The sequence below is a fragment of the Maritimibacter sp. genome, assembly GCF_016774595.1.
GTDB lineage: Bacteria > Pseudomonadota > Alphaproteobacteria > Rhodobacterales > Rhodobacteraceae > Maritimibacter > Maritimibacter alkaliphilus.
The window spans coordinates 21,572-37,303 of sequence record NZ_JACBWT010000004.1; the positions used below are offsets into that span (position 1 = coordinate 21,572).

The window sequence follows — 15,732 nt, forward strand, 5'->3', positions numbered from 1 at the left end:
CAGGGGATTACCATGTCCGACGTTCCCGCGGTTTCTGCGCGCTCCATCCGCAAGGAATACGGTCCGACCGTGGCACTCGACGATGCGAGCGTCGAGGTCGGGGCGGGGAAGGTCCACGCGCTTCTGGGTGAAAACGGCGCCGGCAAATCGACTTTCGTCAAGGTGCTGAGCGGCCTGGTCCGCCCGGACCGGGGAGAGCTGCGAATCCATGGCGAGGAGGTCCGGCTGGGATCGGTGCGGGACGCGCATAAGCACGGTATTCAGACCGCCTTTCAGGAAATGACCCAGATCCCCGACCTGACCGTCGCCGAGAACATGCTTCTACTTAACGAACCCCTCGGGTTTCTCGGCCAGATCCGGCGGCGTTCCGGAGAGAACAAGGTTGCCGCTCATCTTGAGACGCTCGGTCTGTCGGACATTCCGCTGCGGGCGGAGATGCGGACACTGGACCTTGCACAGCGCCAGAAGCTCGAAATCGCGCGGGCAATCTTCCGCACCCCGCGTGTGCTGCTACTGGACGAACCGACCTCGACCCTGTCGGGTCCGGATATCACATGGCTGGGACGCATCGTCGAAAGGTGCAAGGCGCAGGGCACTTCGATCATCTTCATCTCGCACCATCTGCCGGAAGTGCGTGAATTTTGCGAAACGATGACGGTTTTACGAAATGGTCGCAATGCCGGGACTGCCCGCGTTGCGGACCTGAGCGATGCGGAAGTCGTCAGTATGATCATCGGCCGGTCGCTTGATGCGACCTATCCGGTGCGCGTCAGCCACAAGCGGGAACCGGCGCCGCCGGCGCTGGAAGCACGCGGGCTCCGCGTGGGTCATCGGATGCGCGATGCATCGTTCCAATTGGCACAGGGCGAAGTCCTTGGGGTTGCTGGCCTTCAGGGCATGGGCCAGAACGAATTGTTCCTGGCCTGCTTCGGCGCACTGCCGGTGGACGAAGGAACGCTTGAGGTCCGGGGCCAGCCGGTATCGTTCGCCGGACCGGCCGACGCGATCGCAAGCGGCATCGGCCTGGTGCCCGAGGACAGAAAGACCGAAGGGCTTTTTCTTGACCTCGACGGCACGCAGAACGCATCGCTTCCAAATCTTCGTGCCGTCAGCCGCTTCGGTCTGATGCAGACGACCGAGGAAGCCGCGCGTGTCCGGCAGGCATTCCGCGACATCCAGCTTCATACCCGCGCGGTAACCGATCGGGCTGACAGCTTCTCGGGAGGCAACCAGCAGAAGATGGTCCTTGCCAAGTGGCTGTTGACCGATGCGCATACCCTGCTCTTGCTCGATCCCACACGGGGCGTCGACGTCGGCACCAAGCACGAGATCTATACGCTGATCCGAGACTTCGCGCGGCGTGGCGGTGCCGTCCTGATGTTCTCTTCGGAAATACCCGAGATCGTGAACGTCTGTGACCGGGCGCTGGTTGTCTACGACCACCGCATCGCCGGCGACGTCGCCGCGGAGGACCTGACGGAAGAGACGATCATGCATCTGGCCCTTGGCGGCCATCCGGCCCTGGGGAGCGCGGCATGACTGACCAGACGATCAGAACTCCGGACCTGAGACCCCGCGATCCGATTAACTGGAGTCGCCTTGGCGGTCCGCTGACCATAGGGATCATCTTCGTCCTGCTGTTCACCTTCCTGCAGGTGATCTCGCCGGGAAGTTTCAGCTATTTCGACTTCAACTCGATGGCCAATGGCGGCGCCACACTTGCGTTGGCGGCCATCGGCCAGACGATCATCATCCTGACCCGCGGGTTCGACCTGTCGGCCGGTGCCGCAATCAGTCTGGTCAATGTCGTCGTCGCCTCGATCCCGCAGGAGACAGTTGGCGGCCAGATCGCGGCCGTGGCGGTCGGGATCGGCATCGGTGCGGCGATCGGGGCGTTCAACGGGTTTTTTGTCGCCTTCTTTCGGTTGCAGTCGATCGTGGTGACGCTGGCGACGATGTTCCTGGTCCGGGGCATCACGCTGCTGATCATGCCCAACCCTGGCGGTAGCGTCGGGTTCGAGATGTCGATGGTCCTGACCGGATCGGCGATCCCGGAGATCCTGCCGTCGTCGGTGCTTGTCATTGGGGCGGCACTGGCGATCTGGTACCTGCTGCGCTCTAGCCGGTTCGGCATTTCGCTTTATGCGGTCGGCAGCGATCCGGAAAGCGCGCGTTCAATCGGTCTGCCGGTCATGCGCACGCGGTTCCTCGCGTTCGTGATCGGCGGCATGTTCTATGGGGCCGCAGGGGTCTTTATCTCTGCCCAGACCGGAGCGGCAGACCCCTTGGTCGGCGATCCGATGCTGTTGCAAATCTTCGCCGCGGTGGTTCTTGGCGGCACCTCGCTTGCCGGCGGCAGGGGCGGCGCACTCGGCACGGTGATCGGGGCCTACACGCTCATGTTGCTGGTCAACATCCTTCTGGCGCTCGACGTGTCGGCTTATTATTCGACGGTGGTCGAAGCTGCCGCTCTGCTGATCGCCGCCGCGGCGGGCCTGATGGGTGCGAGGGGGCCGCTACGTATGGCCTTCGCGCAGGTCGGACGCAGATTGTCGGTTCGGAGGGCCGGTATCGCAGGGGCGCCGCAGCCAACGAACCGCTCTGCACCGGCCACAGACGACACACCGCCACGGTGGCTGAACGCGCGCCGGCGTGAAACGCTGGCCACCGTCCTTCCGGCGTACATCGTGCTTGTGCTGGTGTTGATCGCAACGCAGCTGGTCTATGGCGGCAACACGATCTTTTCGCTGCGCTTCTACAACTCTCTGGCACCTCTGGTATCGTTCCTCGCCATTCTGGCGCTTGGTCAGGGCGTAGTGGTCATGTCCGGCGGGCTTGACCTGTCGGTGCCATGGACGATCGCCTTCTGCGGGGTTCTGGGGGCGGGGCTGATGCAGGGCTCGAATGAGGCCGCGATCTGGGCGATCCCGATGGTTCTCGCGGTCGGTGCGGGCATCGGGCTGCTGAACGGCCTGGGTGTCGCTGCCATCGGCCTGCCGCCGATCGTGATGACCCTTGCGATGAACGGACTGCTGCAGGGTGCCGCGCTTATCTATTCCGACGGCACGCCGTCGGGCGCCACGGCCCCCGCGCTGCGCTGGCTGATGACGGGTAAGCTTTGGGGTGTCGCACCGATGCTGGTTTTCATGACAATTTTCGTTGCTATGGCGCTTGTGCTTCTGGGGCGCACCACGTTCGGCCGTCGCGTTGTCGCGGTCGGGACCAACCGGCGGGCGGCCTATCTGTCGGGCGTGAACACCGGAGACGTGACAGTGCTGGTTTTCATGCTGTCCGGCGTCTGTTCAGCACTGGTTGGCCTTCTGCTGACAGGTTTCGGCGGTCAGGCCAGCCTCGGGATGGGCGATGTCTACCTGCTGCCCTCCATCGCGATCATCATCATCGGCGGCACCGCGATCACCGGCGGGCGGGGTCACTATGCGGGGATGCTGGGCGGAGCGCTCCTGCTGACCGCATTGCAGACCTTGCTGGCCGGGACCACCCTGCCGTTCGCCTTCCGCGACATCATTTTCGGGCTCGTCGTGATCTTTGCGATCCTGACGCTGCGCGAACGCCACTGACCACCAACCACAGCGGCCCAGGCGGACCACCCGCCGTGCCGCGCCAAATCGAAGGAGGAGTACAATGGAAAAAGGGTTCTCGAAATCGCAGGATCTGCGGATGAGCCAGGTGCTTGCAAACGCGCCGTCAAACTGGGGCCGTTGGGGCAATGATGACGAAATCGGGTCGCTGAACTTCCTGACACCGGATCAGGTCCTGCGCGGTATCGCAGCGGCCAAGCAGGGCAAGGTCATCACCTGCGGCGAACTGATCGGCAATCCCGAGGGCGATCCGATGTGGCCCGGCCGTCTTCCCACGGTGCGCGAAAACGTTCGCGACAAAGGCAATTACGATAAGGGCGAGGTCGAACCGTTCCCTGGCGGCGTCGAATTCGCAGACGACAAGATCTCGATGTTCCTGCAGGGCTCGACCCAGGTCGATGCGCTTGGGCACGTCTGGTACGACGACAAAATCTGGAACGGTTTTTCCGCGCAGGAGACCGTGGGCGGCATGCGCAAGGCCTCGATCCTGCCGATTGCCGAGCGTGGGATCGTCGGGCGCGGCGTTCTGCTGGACCTGGCCGCGTACAAGGGCAAGTTCGCTCTCGACAAGGGGGACTTCCTTGGGCTCGATGACATCCTCGGCTGCGCCGAGAAACAGGGTGTGACAATCCAAAAGCACGATATCCTGTGCCTGCGGATCGGTTTCCTCCAGCTGCTCTACAAGCAGGGACCCGAAAAGTTCTACGCCGATTTCAACGAGCCCGGGCTGACCTATTCCCCCGAACTGGTCGACTGGTTCCACGAGATGGAGATCCCTTGCTTTGCCACGGACACCATCTCGAACGAAACGGAACTGGACCCCGAGGTAGGCGTGCAGATCCCGCTGCATTGCGCTTTGATGCGGAACCTCGGGATAATCTTCACCGAGATCTGCAACTTCGAGAAGCTGGCCGAGGACTGCCATGCCGACGGACAATGGGATTTCCTCTTTATGGCCTCTCCGCTGAAGGTCCGAGAAGCAACGGGCGCCCCGCTGAACGTTCTCGCGGTGAAGTAAGGCAGGGACAGTCATGTGCCGTTTTTGCGAGCAGGCCGCATTCGGGCCGTCCGTCCCCTACGATCCCCAGCTTGGTCGCGGGGGGCTGGCGCCGGGTGCGAATCTGCCGGCAGACCTGATCCTTCATGGCGGACCCATCCTGACGATGGATCCGCTACGTCCGGTGGTCGGCGCCATCGCGATCCGTGAAGGGGTGATTCAGCATGTCGGCGCGGCGGACAAGCTGATCCCTGCCCGCGGACGTATGACTCGCGTCACCGATCTGGAAGGGCGCGTTGTGGTGCCCGGGCTCATCGCCACGGGACAGCGCCTGCCGCCCGACCGAGATGCGCTGAGCCTTGATCTGTGGATTTCAGGGCTGGTCCGTCAGGGGATCACGACCGTGGAACTCTTGGACCTCGGCGCGGACTGGGCGGATCATGACCGTTTGGCAGAGCTGCTTTTGCGGCGGCATCGTCTCAGGCTGCGGGGCGGCATCGGGCCGGCGCTGCGGGCCGATTGGCAAGGCGAGCCGCTGGCGCCGGGGATGGGTCACGATTTGATCCGGTACGACACCATGCGCGTGCCTCTGCCATCCGTAGCGGGCAGCGGGGTTGAGGCGGCGCTAGCCGAAGCAGCGCGCCTGCATCGCGCAGGCTGGGCCGTCGTTCTGGACGACGTTACGTCGGGTTCAGGCATGGATCCCCACACTCTTGCCAGTCAAGCAGACCGCATGGGCGAAGGAATCCGACTGGCCAGCCAGATTACCACAGACACATCCTTTGACACGACGATACAATCGCTGGACCAAGAAACCTCAGTCTCCGGTGCTGCTTGTGCCAGGCCTCTGTCTGCGGACCGACTGCCAGCGCTGACAGTCCACGCGGCGCGGCGGGCAGGGGTCGGCGATATTTGCGGAATGCTTCGGCCGGGGTTCTACGCCGACTTCGCGATCCTCGACAAAAGACCTGGCGCCGGTACGGTCCCGGAGGTGCTGAGCACATGGATCGAAGGCGTTCCCGTAAGACAGGAGACCGATCATGTCGCGCTATGACAGGCTGATGTCCCATGATTTCGCGCCGGTTGAGCATCGCTACGACCATCGCGACACCATATTGTACGCGCTCGGGGTCGGCGCCGGCCCGGATGCCCTGGATCTCGTCTACGAGCGGGACCTTCGGGCGATTGCGTCGATGGCCACCGTGACGGCCTATCCGGGAAACTGGTACGCACGCCCCGAGATCGATCTGGACGACCGGTTCACGGTGCACGGATCGGAGCGCTTCGAGTTGTTCGGCGATCTGCCCGTGGCGGGTCATGTCATCGCAACGCCGCGCATCGTCGCCATACACGATAAAGGCGAGGGGCGCGGGGCGCTGGTGATCAGTCAACGCGAGGTGCGCGATGCCGCCACCGGTCGGCATCTGGCGACCGTGACGCAACGCGCCCTGTGCCGTGGTGATGGTGGGGTCGGTGGCCCGGGCGGCCGCCCGCCCGCGCCCGGGCCTCTACCCTCGCGCGCAGCCGACATAGTGCTGCATGTTCCCACGGCAGCGAATGCCGCGCTGATCTATCGGCTTCTGGGTGACGACAATCCGCTGCATGTGGATCCCGCTTTTGCTAGGGATGCCGGGTTCGACCGCCCGATCCTGCACGGGCTGTCCAGTTATGGCCACCTTTGCCGGGCCATCATGGAGCAACGCCCTGGAGTTTCGATCCAGGCGATGGACTGTCGGTTCACCGCACCGGTCTTTCCTGGCGACATGATAGTGCTGGAAGTCTGGGACCAGCCCGGGGGGGTCGCGTTCCGCGCCCATAGCCGTGGCCGCGTCGTAATCGACAACGGAGAAATCCGCTTTGCTGCGGAGCCAAAAGACACCCCGGAAGTAGCCCGCGACGCGGCTGGCCGGGCCGAACAGAGTACGACGTGATGGAGGATGACATGAACGATCTGCCCCGGATCAGACACGAGGTGCTATATGGAGATCGGGTGGTGCGCTGCTTTGCCGACCGTCCCCGGAACGTCGACGCGATGTTTCGCACGGCAGTGGCAGGGTTCGCCGACCGCGTCGCCGTCATAGACGAAGAGCGGCGTGTCACCTACGCGGACCTCGACCGTCAGGTCGAGGCGATGGCGTCGGGCCTGATGGCACTCGGCTTCCAACCCGGTGAACGGATCGCTCTGCTGATGGGCAACGAGCTGGAGTTTGTCGTGGCGGTCCTGGCCATTGCGCGGGCCGGGCTGATCTCGGTCCCGCTCAACACCCGGCAGCGGATGCCGGAAATCGAGTTCGTGTTGAACCAGAACACCTCCTCGGCGCTCATTGCTGACGCGAAACATGCCGAGAACATCCCGCCTAGGTCAGATGTGCCGCAGTTGCGGGCTGTCTATCTGGTCGGCGAGGACGGAGGCTATCCGGAGTCCGAACCTTTGTCCGCCATTCCGGCAGCCGCGAAAGCCGGAACTGAATTTCCTCATGTGGAGGAAGAGGATACGCTCTGCCTGCTTTATACGTCGGGCACCACGGGGAAGCCGAAGGGCGCAATGCTGACCCACGTGTCGAGCATCCATTCGGTGATGCACTACGCCTGGGCCTTCAAATTGCAGGAGGGCGACGTGGCTTTCCTTTCAGTCCCGGCGAGTCATGTTACCGGCCTGATCGCCATCATTCTGTCGGCTATTCACGTCGGCGGCACGACAGTCATCGTGCGCGAGTTCAAGGCGCGCCGATTCCTTGAAATGGCCGCGAAGGAACAGATCAACTATTCGCTGATGGTTCCCGCGATGTACAATCTGTGCCTGCTCGACCCCGATTTCCGTTCCTTTGATCTGGACTGCTGGAGGGTGGCCGGTTTCGGCGGTGCGCCTATGCCGCAATCCACAATTGCGGCGCTGGCAAGGACCTGCCGAACATGGTGCTGCACAATGTCTACGGGTCGACCGAAACCACATCGCCGGTCACCATCATGCCGGGCGGCCAGATCGCAGAACATGCCGATACTGTGGGACAGGTGCTGCCCCTTGCTGACATCATCGTGGTCGACGACGCTGGTCGTGAAGTGGCCCCGGCGAAAGCGGAGAGCTTCTGATCGGAGGACCGATGGTGGTGCCGGGATACTGGGAGAACCCGGAAGGCAATGCCAAGGGGTTCACCGGCGGATACTGGGTGTCGGGCGACATCGGTTCAAAGACGAGAATGGCTTCGTCCGCGTCTTCGACCGCAAGAAGGACATGATCAACCGCGCGGGCTTCAAGGTCTACTGTATCGAGGTCGAGGACGTGCTGGCGTCGCATTCCTTGGTCGTTGAAGCGGCAGTGGTGGGCGTCCCTGACGACGTGTTGGGCGAGCGGGTGCACGCCTACATTTTCCTGGATGGAAATCAGGTGGACGCGGACGAGATCAAAATTATTGTTCTGCCCGACTATCCGACTATAAGGTTCCCGACCTCGTGACCTTTCTGGATGGGCCATTGCCGCGCAATGCGAACGGCAAGGTCTTGAAGAACGTGCTGCGGGACATCAAGACGGCCTGACACCTTGCGGTGATCAAGGTCGGCGCGGTGCGCGGAACTATGGGAGCACAATGGTTCAAGACCTAAAAATCGAGGCGTTGTCGGCGCCGCCGGCCTATCAGGTCGTGTCGCGCGAGATCCGCAAACTCATCCTGTCGGGCAGTCTCCAACCGGGTGAGCCCTTTCCGTCGGAGCTCAGTCTTGCCGAGAAACTTGGGGTCAACAGGTCCACCGTGCGCGAGGGATCCGTCAGCTCGAAGCCGACGGGCTGGTCCGGCGTTCGGGACGCCGGCGACTTTTCGTGTCGATCCCGGACACGTCGCAGATCGCGCCGCGCGCCACCGATGCCATGGTCCTGTCACGCATTACGTTCCTCGAACTCTGGGAGGTGTGTCGTGAGGTCGAACCGCTTTCGGCGAGACTGGCGGCAATCCACCGGACAGAAGATCAATTGGTTCCGCTGCGGGCAAACCTGATCGAATTCCGGGATGCGATGGAAACAGGACGGGCGGATTACGAGATCGACCTCGCGTTTCACGCATTGATTGCGGAGGCGAGCAACAATGTCGCGCTTCTACTGACCCGTTTCCCGATCGGGCAGTTGCTTTCCGGCCTCGCGGCACCTCAAACCGGTGCTCGAGCAGGCCCGGCCGCGCGAGATGGCAGCGCATGAAAAGATCTTCGACGCCGTCGAGCGGCAGGATCCGGACGAGGCCGAGCTTTGGATGGCGCGGCACGTCGCGGACCTCAAACGTGGTTGGGACCTCGTCGGCTTGCCCTACGATTTCGAGATCAATCCCTTCGTCTCCACATAATGACACGATAGGCATTCCAAGCGTGCCCTAGATTACGAAAAAGCCGGCGCGGGAGGTCTCGCGCCGGTCGTCATCCGATGTGTCTGTCGGTCGCCTGAATTCCTACTGGCGATGCTGATCCGGTAGTCTGTCTTGCTGACGCGCAACGTCGAGCTCCTGTCAGGCTAGGGGCGGGTCCACCCAGGTGGGCAGACCCCGCGAGGGTCATTGGCTCGGCGTCCAGGGACGGTTGTACGCCCCAACGCGCCAGTCGCCAAATTCGACGAAGCGGGGATCGGATCCCGTCTCCAGCGCGGCCGCGGCCGTGTTGAGTGCCTCGGGCGTGACCTCCGGCCAGGTGCCGGTTTCGATCCGTTCGGCCAGAATTTCAACGATCACGCTGCTTTCTGCGGCCATGAATTCGCAGTGCCCGGTCCCTGAACGAGGGCCTGCCGATAGAGGTCGGTGGTGCCGGTTTGTTCGACCAGCGCCTCGTACCCCTGCATCAGCGAATAGGGGATGGCCCAGTCTCCCAGCATGTGGATCCGTATGGCGGGCACTTCGAGCTCTCCGGTCGTGGTGCGTCCGTCCCCGGCCCAGAAGTCGAGCGCATAGTCCGACGCCGCGATCCGGGGTTCGGCGTCAATCGTCGCAAGGTCGGCCTGAAGGTCCAGCCCGGCTTCGGCATAAAGCGCCTCGACCAGCTGTTTCATCGCCGGTGCGGCGTTGGCGTAGAACGCGGCGTAGTCGACGCCTTCGTTTCCGGACAACTGCTGACCCGACGCCGCATTTTCGAAGAGCAGCCGCGCGGTGCCGCCGACATTGCCGGCAATACGCATCGCCGATTTTACCACCATGTCAGCCATCGCGGCGGTATCGGACGTGTCGGGCAGGTCGGTTCCCTCGACCATCCAGGGCGACCACTGACCAATGGCAAAGGCGAGCGCCAGACGGGCGCGACCTTCGGGCGTCTTGCCCGCGTTTTCGATCGCGCTCTTCCACGACGCCCGGATGGCGTCGAGGTTACGATCGCCGCCCGCGCCTGCGTTCGGCAGACCGGCCACCGTCAGATCCGAGGCCTGGCCCAGGCCCTGTGCCACGAAATCTTCCGCCAGCAGCGCCCGCATCGCGAACCAGCCGTCCAGAAAACTGTTCATGATCCAGACCGGTGTATGGGCCGCAAGCACCACCGAGCCATCGATCTTGTCGGGGTAATCTTCGGCCGAGGCGAGGCTGTCCAGACCGCCGCCGGAGCATCCGTATTGCATCACCATGTCGGGCTCGCTTTCGAGCTGGGTGAAGGTGTCCTGAACGGTCTGGAGGTTCAAGATCTCGCGCTGCGGGTCGTATTGCCAGAAATTCACGGGATGGCGCGCCGTACCGGCAAAGGCATAGCCGCGCGCCAGCAGATCATCATAACGGGGCGCGAAGCCCGGGACATGGATCCAGCTGGCGAAATCGAGATCACGCAGCAGGCGGCCGTTCCAGTTCTCGGGGACGCGGATGAGCCAGGAAGTGCCGTCGGGCAGAACGCCACTGTGCTCGCGGTATGGGGTTTTGTCCTGTGCCGAGACAGGAACAGCAAGGCTGGCCGCAAGCGCTAGGCAAAGCATCTTCTGCCCCGCCCGATATGAAAATCGAAACATGGTTCTCCTCCAGGTTGTGTTTTGGATGGCGCAGAGCTCCTCTCGTCCCGCCATCCTGTCAATAAACGTAGATGGCTAAATTTATGAGTGTCAAGTTCATATTTGCGTAAGGTCAAAGCGTTTTTTTCGAAATTGCGCCAATGCACAACTGCTGATCGGCTCCGGACGTCAGACACAAGATTTTAGGGCCGTTGCCAAAGCGGAACAGCTGAAAAGTCGCGACGCTGATCTCTTTGATTAATCAGCGTTTATGGTTACTCTACCCTTCGAATAATACAGCGAACTCCTCACGCAGCTCACGCTTCAGGATCTTCCCGCTCGCATTCTTCGGAAGGCTGTCCCGCAGGGCGATGTGCTTGGGTGTCTTGAATACGCTGAGCGCGCCGCGGCAGTAATCGGTAACCTCTTCGGCGGTCACATTCTGCCCTGGTTTTGGCACCACGACGGCGACGACGGCTTCGATCCACTTCGGATGCGGAACGCCGAAGACAGCAACCTCTGCAACCTTGGGATGTCGAAATATGGTCTCCTCGACCTCGCGGCTCGCGACGTTCTCTCCGCCGGTCTTGATCATGTCCTTCTTGCGGTCGACGACGTAAAGATACCCATCCTCGTCGAACCGTCCGAGGTCGCCACTGTGGAACCAGCCGTTGCGGAACGCCTCTGCCGTCTTATCGGGGTCGTTATAGTAGCAAAGCGTAAGGTGGGGGCTTCTGTGCACGATCTCGCCAACTTCCCCGACCGGGACCTCATCGTCCTGATCGTTGACCACACGCGTCTCGACATTCAGGCCCGGACGGCCCGCGGATCCTAGTTTGGTCAGCTGTTCTTCCGGTCTGAGGATTGTCGCGCAGGGCGCCATTTCGGTCTGGCCATAGAAATTGTAGAGCCGCATGTTCGGCAGTCGCGCCGACAATTCCTCGATGATGGCGGTCGGCATGATAGAGGCGCCGTAATAGCCCTGACGCAGGCTCGACAGGTCGTGCTTGTCAAACTCGGGATGGCGCAGCAGCAGGATCCAGACCGTGGGCGGACAGAAAAGCTTGGTCACCTTTTCCGCCTCGATAGCGGCGAACATGGCCGCCGGGTCGGCCCCATCATGCAGGATGCTGGTCGCGCCGAGGTAGAGGTCGGGGGTCAGGAAGCAATCCAGTTGGGCGCAATGAAAGAGCGGAAGGCAGTGAAGTTCGACAGTGTCCGGCTGCATCTCTCCATCCACGATGACGGTGACGTACTGATCGAGCAGCGCGGAAGTGCTCATCATCGCGCCCTTAGGCCGGGATTCCGTGCCGCTGGTGTACATCATCTGGATCGGGTCGTCGGGCTGGACATCTGTCCAAGGCTCGGAGGCATCGGCACAGGCAAAAAGGTCTTCGACCGGGCTCCACCGGTCGGACACCGCTCCGCCCCCATGCGCGATAGAGAGCAGAATGTCGGGGCCGCCCCCGATCCGGTCCAGCGCCTCCTCCGCGACCGGGCAGAGCGTATCTTGGCAGATCAGGCCACGGGCCCCAGAGTGATCCAGAATGTAGGCGACATCCTCGGCGTTCAGCATGAAGTTGACGGGCGTTGCGATGGCCCCGATCTTTGCGAGCGCAAAGCGGACGATGACGAACGCACGGCTGTTGCGTGACAGGATGGCAACCCTTTCCCCCTTCGATATGCCAAGCGATATCAGTGCATTCGCAGTCCGGTTCACCACGTCGTTCAGATCGGCGAATGTGTCCCGGTGCTCGCGGAAGGCGAGGGCGAGCCGGTCTGGATACCGGGCCGCGCTTCGCCGCAGCAGATCGCCCAGCTGCTGGCTGCGTGCCCTTTGCTGCTCTGCGCCGGTCTGAATCTCGAGACCTGTGTTCATGGTTTTGCCCTCCCTGTCACGGTCGCCATGCGGGCAACCCTCCTGAAAATCTCTGTGTCGCTTTGATGCCCTGTCCGCCTCGGAATGTTGCGACTATTGCGTTAGGCTTGGCCGGTGGTTGAGCCGGCCATGCCCTTGAATGCCAACCGCACGCTTGTACGACCGGCAAGTGCAGGGCGCCCGAATTATTGCCGAAGCGATGTCAATGTGGTCACCAGGCTCTTGCTGGTTTCGTCAGTGATCTCTGACGCGAGTTCGGCAAAGACCGGGTCCCAGGCCGGGGCGAGACGTTGGCGATTCTCTTCGGTCACGCGATAGAGGTTGGCCGTTGTTTCAACCTGTGTCAGCGCGGTCTCGTTGATGGTGCGCAGGCCTTTCGTTCCACTCAATGTTGTTTCGGAGGACACGCGTTCGACGGTTGCCCGCTGCTCTTCGCTCAGCGCATCCCAGACATCCATTCCGACAACGGTAATCAAGGCATTGCCGGTCAGCTGGTAGCCCGAGAAATACGGCGCGACCTCGTACATTGAACTTGCAAGGTAGATCGTTGGAACGGTCAGCGAACAGTCGACGGTTCCAGTCTGAAGTGCGGTGTAGACGTCAGAGGCCGGCAGGGCGACTGGGCTGCCGCCAAGGATCTCGACCTGCTTGGCCTGCCAGCGTCCGGCTGCTCGGATCTTCTTTCCCGCCCAGTCGTCTATGGTTTCGACAAAGGCGTCGCGACAGGCCAGCACGCCGCTGCCCACAGCGTCGAGCGCTTCGGGGATCGAGACCAAACCACCATTGAAAGCGGCCTCGAACTGCACCTCTCCGCCGGTGGCCTCGGCCAGGGTCTCAGCCCATGTCACCCCGATCTGCGAGAATTCGTTCGCGGCATTGAAGGGGAGCGAGTAGGGATGTTCTTCGGCGATCGCCCCCGTCGCGAGACACAGCGCACTTGCCGATATGACTGCAAATTTCTTCATGTGTTTTCCTCCCTGGTTGGTGCGGGCTGATTGCCGCGCACTTGTATCAGCGAGCGCGTCTGCCTCCTCCGACAGGCGCGCAGGCCTTCGGCCCCGCGTGTTGTCAAACCGATGCAGGACCGGCAGAGTCTGACGCCCTGAACCGGACGCCGGACAGCGCTTCCTTCTTCACGCGATTGCGGAAGGCTTCGATGGTGTCGGGCCAGTGAGTGAACACCTTGCCGGTGCCGCCGACCCGGTAGTAGGACACGCAGTTCCCCTGAACGAGGACGCTGGCATCGGCCCTGGCCTGGATATCGTCGTTGAAGGCGGCATAAGCCGCTTCGTCGACCTCGAGGATGTCTGCACCGCGATCTTCGGCCTGCTTCATTGCATCAAGGATGAAACGGGTCTGCGCCTCGACCATGTCGGTGACCGACGCGCCGCCGCCGTTCGGGCCGCAGATCATGAAGAAGTTAGGAAACCCTTCGACCATGGACCCGAAATAGGCGTGCGGGACCTCCTGCCATTCCTGCGCGAGGACACGGCCTTGGCTGCCGGTGATGGTCAGGTCGCCCATCATCCCGGCTGGATCGAAACCGGTGGCCCAGATCACGACATCGACCGGGTAACGCTCGCCGTCCACATCGACGATCGCGTCCTCCGAAAGGCCGGACACACCGCGTCCGATCAATTCGACGTTGTCGCGTTCGAAAGCCGGGTAATAGTCGGTGCTGAAGAGTGGTCGCTTGCACCCGAACCGGTATTTCGGCGCCAGCACCTCGCGGGCATGCGGATCCTTGACCTGTTCGTCAAACAGCTTGCGCCAAGCCGCTTCCTGTTCCGCGATCACGGCGCCGTTCATCGGAAACCGGGACTTGGCGATCACTTCGAAACGGTCGAACCATTCCTTGCGCCGTTCCAGTTGCTGACTGGCAAACTCTTCGCTGTCGCGATCGATATCCGCAAAAGAGATGTCCGGACGCGGCATGACATAGGAGGGGGTACGCACAAAAACATAAAGCTTTTCAGCATGTTTCGCCGCATAGGGCACCACCTGGATTGAGGTCGCACCGCCACCGACGACGGCCACCCGCTTGCCGTCGAGGTCAATATCGTCGTTCCAGAAAGAGGTATGGATGGACTGGCCCTCGAACCCGTCGAGGCCCTTGATCTCAGGCAGGGTCGGCTGCGAGAGGAGGCCACCGGACCAGATCAGCATCCGTGCGGCCCAAGTCCGGCCATCGCGACTCGTCACGCGCCAGCATCCGGCGTCATCGTTCCAGGTGGCCTGACTGATGCGAGTGTTGAACACCGTCTTGCGGGTCACGCCATACCGGTCGGCGAGGTCGCGGAGATAGGCTAGTATTTCGCTGCCTGGCGCGAAATTGGTCGACCAACTGGTGCCGGGGTAGAAGCTGTAGGCGTAAAGGTCGATCGGCGTGTCGCAGGCGATATTGGGATATCGGTGCTGCCGCCAGACGCCGCCCACGCTATCTGCGGCCTCGATGACGGCGATGTTGTCGTATCCGCTTTCGATCAATTGCGCAGCCGTTCCGACGCCGCCTAGTCCTGCGCCAATGATGAGCACGTCCAGCAAGGTGTCGTCGCTCATGATCCGACCCTCTCATGTCCGTTTTGGAAACCGGTGTCGGGGCGTACCGTGTCGTCCTGCATGCTATTCCTCCCTATTCGGCGCGGTTCGGCGTCTTCAGGCCAGGTCATTCCGTTCATCCGGACGACGGTGCCGAAAGTCCGATCCGGGCGGGACAGTCAGGCCCTGGGGCCTGACATCCAGATTTCACCTTAAGATTGCGGGCCGATCTCCTCCTCCGGCCGGTGCAATCGGGCGGCGTCGGGACTAGCGGCCGTAGTATGCCGTGAAGGTGGTCGACGCGATCTTGTTCTGATGAACCATGAAGCCGACCATCGCGGCCGAGGCCTGATCGTCGAGCGGCAGAGCTTCAACGCTCAGGGCGTGTAATGTGAATACATAGCGGTGCGGCTTGTCGCCCGGTGGCGGAACCGGACCGCCGTAGATCGGGGCGCCCCAGTCAGATCGGCCCTGAACAGTCGGCATCGGAAGGTCGCCGGTCGCTGCGGCGTTTTCCGGAATGCTGGTTGTCCCGGCGGGGATGTTGAAGAGGATCCAGTGCCAGAACCCGCTGCCGGTCGGGGCGTCGGGATCGTACATCGTGAGGGCAAAGCTTTTGGTCCCATCGGGCGCCCCGCTCCATTCCAAGCCGGGCGACTTGTTGTCGCCGGTGCAGCCCCAGTCATTGAAGACGAAGGTTTCGGGGATCGTTTCGTTTTCAGGAATGCCTACGACATTTATCTTGAAGGTGCTCGCTGTCGCGTCTGCCATGGTATACTCCATTGTT

At 62.3% G+C, this 15,732-nt stretch carries 14 protein-coding genes and 1 pseudogene; 9 read left to right on the forward strand and 6 right to left on the reverse strand.

Going from position 1 to position 15,732, the window contains the following annotated elements:
• Nucleotides 1-12: 12 nt before the first annotated feature.
• From HOY44_RS21735 to HOY44_RS21775, 9 genes and pseudogenes are all read left to right on the forward strand, one after another.
• Nucleotides 13-1,539, forward strand: coding sequence for a sugar ABC transporter ATP-binding protein (locus HOY44_RS21735; RefSeq protein WP_287437839.1), 1,527 nt, complete (start codon nt 13-15; stop codon nt 1,537-1,539).
• Nucleotides 1,536-3,578 (forward strand): ABC transporter permease, encoded by a 2,043-nt coding sequence (locus HOY44_RS21740; protein WP_287437841.1) that lies wholly within the window; start codon nt 1,536-1,538, stop codon nt 3,576-3,578. Before HOY44_RS21735 ends, HOY44_RS21740 begins: the two co-directional genes overlap by 4 nt.
• A 64-nt stretch (nt 3,579-3,642) precedes the next feature.
• On the forward strand, nt 3,643-4,617 hold the full coding sequence (locus tag HOY44_RS21745) for a cyclase family protein (RefSeq protein WP_287437843.1): 975 nt from the start codon (nt 3,643-3,645) through the stop codon (nt 4,615-4,617).
• 13 nt (nt 4,618-4,630) lie between these two features.
• Nucleotides 4,631-5,650 carry a hypothetical protein gene (locus HOY44_RS21750; RefSeq protein ID WP_161353802.1) on the forward strand — a complete coding sequence of 340 codons (1,020 nt, stop codon included), beginning with the start codon at nt 4,631-4,633 and terminating at the stop codon, nt 5,648-5,650.
• On the forward strand, nt 5,637-6,527 hold the full coding sequence (locus tag HOY44_RS21755; RefSeq protein ID WP_161353803.1) for a MaoC/PaaZ C-terminal domain-containing protein: 891 nt from the start codon (nt 5,637-5,639) through the stop codon (nt 6,525-6,527). Before HOY44_RS21750 ends, HOY44_RS21755 begins: the two co-directional genes overlap by 14 nt.
• An 11-nt stretch (nt 6,528-6,538) precedes the next feature.
• Complete coding sequence (locus HOY44_RS22725; protein WP_287437848.1) at nt 6,539-8,050, forward strand: AMP-binding protein; 1,512 nt, start codon at nt 6,539-6,541, stop codon at nt 8,048-8,050.
• 130 nt (nt 8,051-8,180) lie between these two features.
• Nucleotides 8,181-8,339, forward strand: a pseudogene (locus HOY44_RS21765) (GntR family transcriptional regulator); the annotation flags it as partial.
• Nucleotides 8,340-8,410: 71 nt separating this feature from the next.
• Nucleotides 8,411-8,782 carry a FadR/GntR family transcriptional regulator gene (locus HOY44_RS21770; protein WP_287437850.1) on the forward strand — a complete coding sequence of 124 codons (372 nt, stop codon included), beginning with the start codon at nt 8,411-8,413 and terminating at the stop codon, nt 8,780-8,782.
• On the forward strand, nt 8,769-8,924 hold the full coding sequence (locus HOY44_RS21775; protein ID WP_287437851.1) for an FCD domain-containing protein: 156 nt from the start codon (nt 8,769-8,771) through the stop codon (nt 8,922-8,924). Before HOY44_RS21770 ends, HOY44_RS21775 begins: the two co-directional genes overlap by 14 nt.
• Before the next feature lie 204 nt (nt 8,925-9,128).
• Here HOY44_RS21775 and HOY44_RS21780 read toward each other — a convergent pair whose 3' ends face one another.
• The 6 genes from HOY44_RS21780 to HOY44_RS21805 form a co-directional block, all read right to left on the reverse strand.
• The gene (locus HOY44_RS21780; RefSeq protein WP_287437853.1) at nt 9,129-9,320 is read right to left on the reverse strand and encodes a hypothetical protein; all 192 of its coding nucleotides are present in this window, start codon (nt 9,318-9,320) and stop codon (nt 9,129-9,131) included.
• Nucleotides 9,299-10,549 (reverse strand): hypothetical protein, encoded by a 1,251-nt coding sequence (locus HOY44_RS21785; RefSeq protein WP_287437855.1) that lies wholly within the window; start codon nt 10,547-10,549, stop codon nt 9,299-9,301. Before HOY44_RS21785 ends, HOY44_RS21780 begins: the two co-directional genes overlap by 22 nt.
• A gap of 259 nt (nt 10,550-10,808) precedes the next feature.
• Nucleotides 10,809-12,407 (reverse strand): fatty acyl-CoA synthetase, encoded by a 1,599-nt coding sequence (locus HOY44_RS21790; protein ID WP_008335492.1) that lies wholly within the window; start codon nt 12,405-12,407, stop codon nt 10,809-10,811.
• 185 nt (nt 12,408-12,592) lie between these two features.
• Entirely contained in the window at nt 12,593-13,372 is a 780-nt protein-coding gene (locus tag HOY44_RS21795; RefSeq protein ID WP_008335495.1) for a TRAP transporter substrate-binding protein, read from the reverse strand.
• Between the two features lie 103 nt (nt 13,373-13,475).
• Nucleotides 13,476-14,966, reverse strand: a complete 1,491-nt coding sequence (locus HOY44_RS21800) for a flavin-containing monooxygenase (RefSeq protein WP_008335497.1) — start codon at nt 14,964-14,966, stop codon at nt 13,476-13,478.
• A gap of 246 nt (nt 14,967-15,212) precedes the next feature.
• Nucleotides 15,213-15,716 carry a YbhB/YbcL family Raf kinase inhibitor-like protein gene (locus HOY44_RS21805; RefSeq protein ID WP_050772051.1) on the reverse strand — a complete coding sequence of 168 codons (504 nt, stop codon included), beginning with the start codon at nt 15,714-15,716 and terminating at the stop codon, nt 15,213-15,215.
• Nucleotides 15,717-15,732 lie beyond the last annotated feature (16 nt).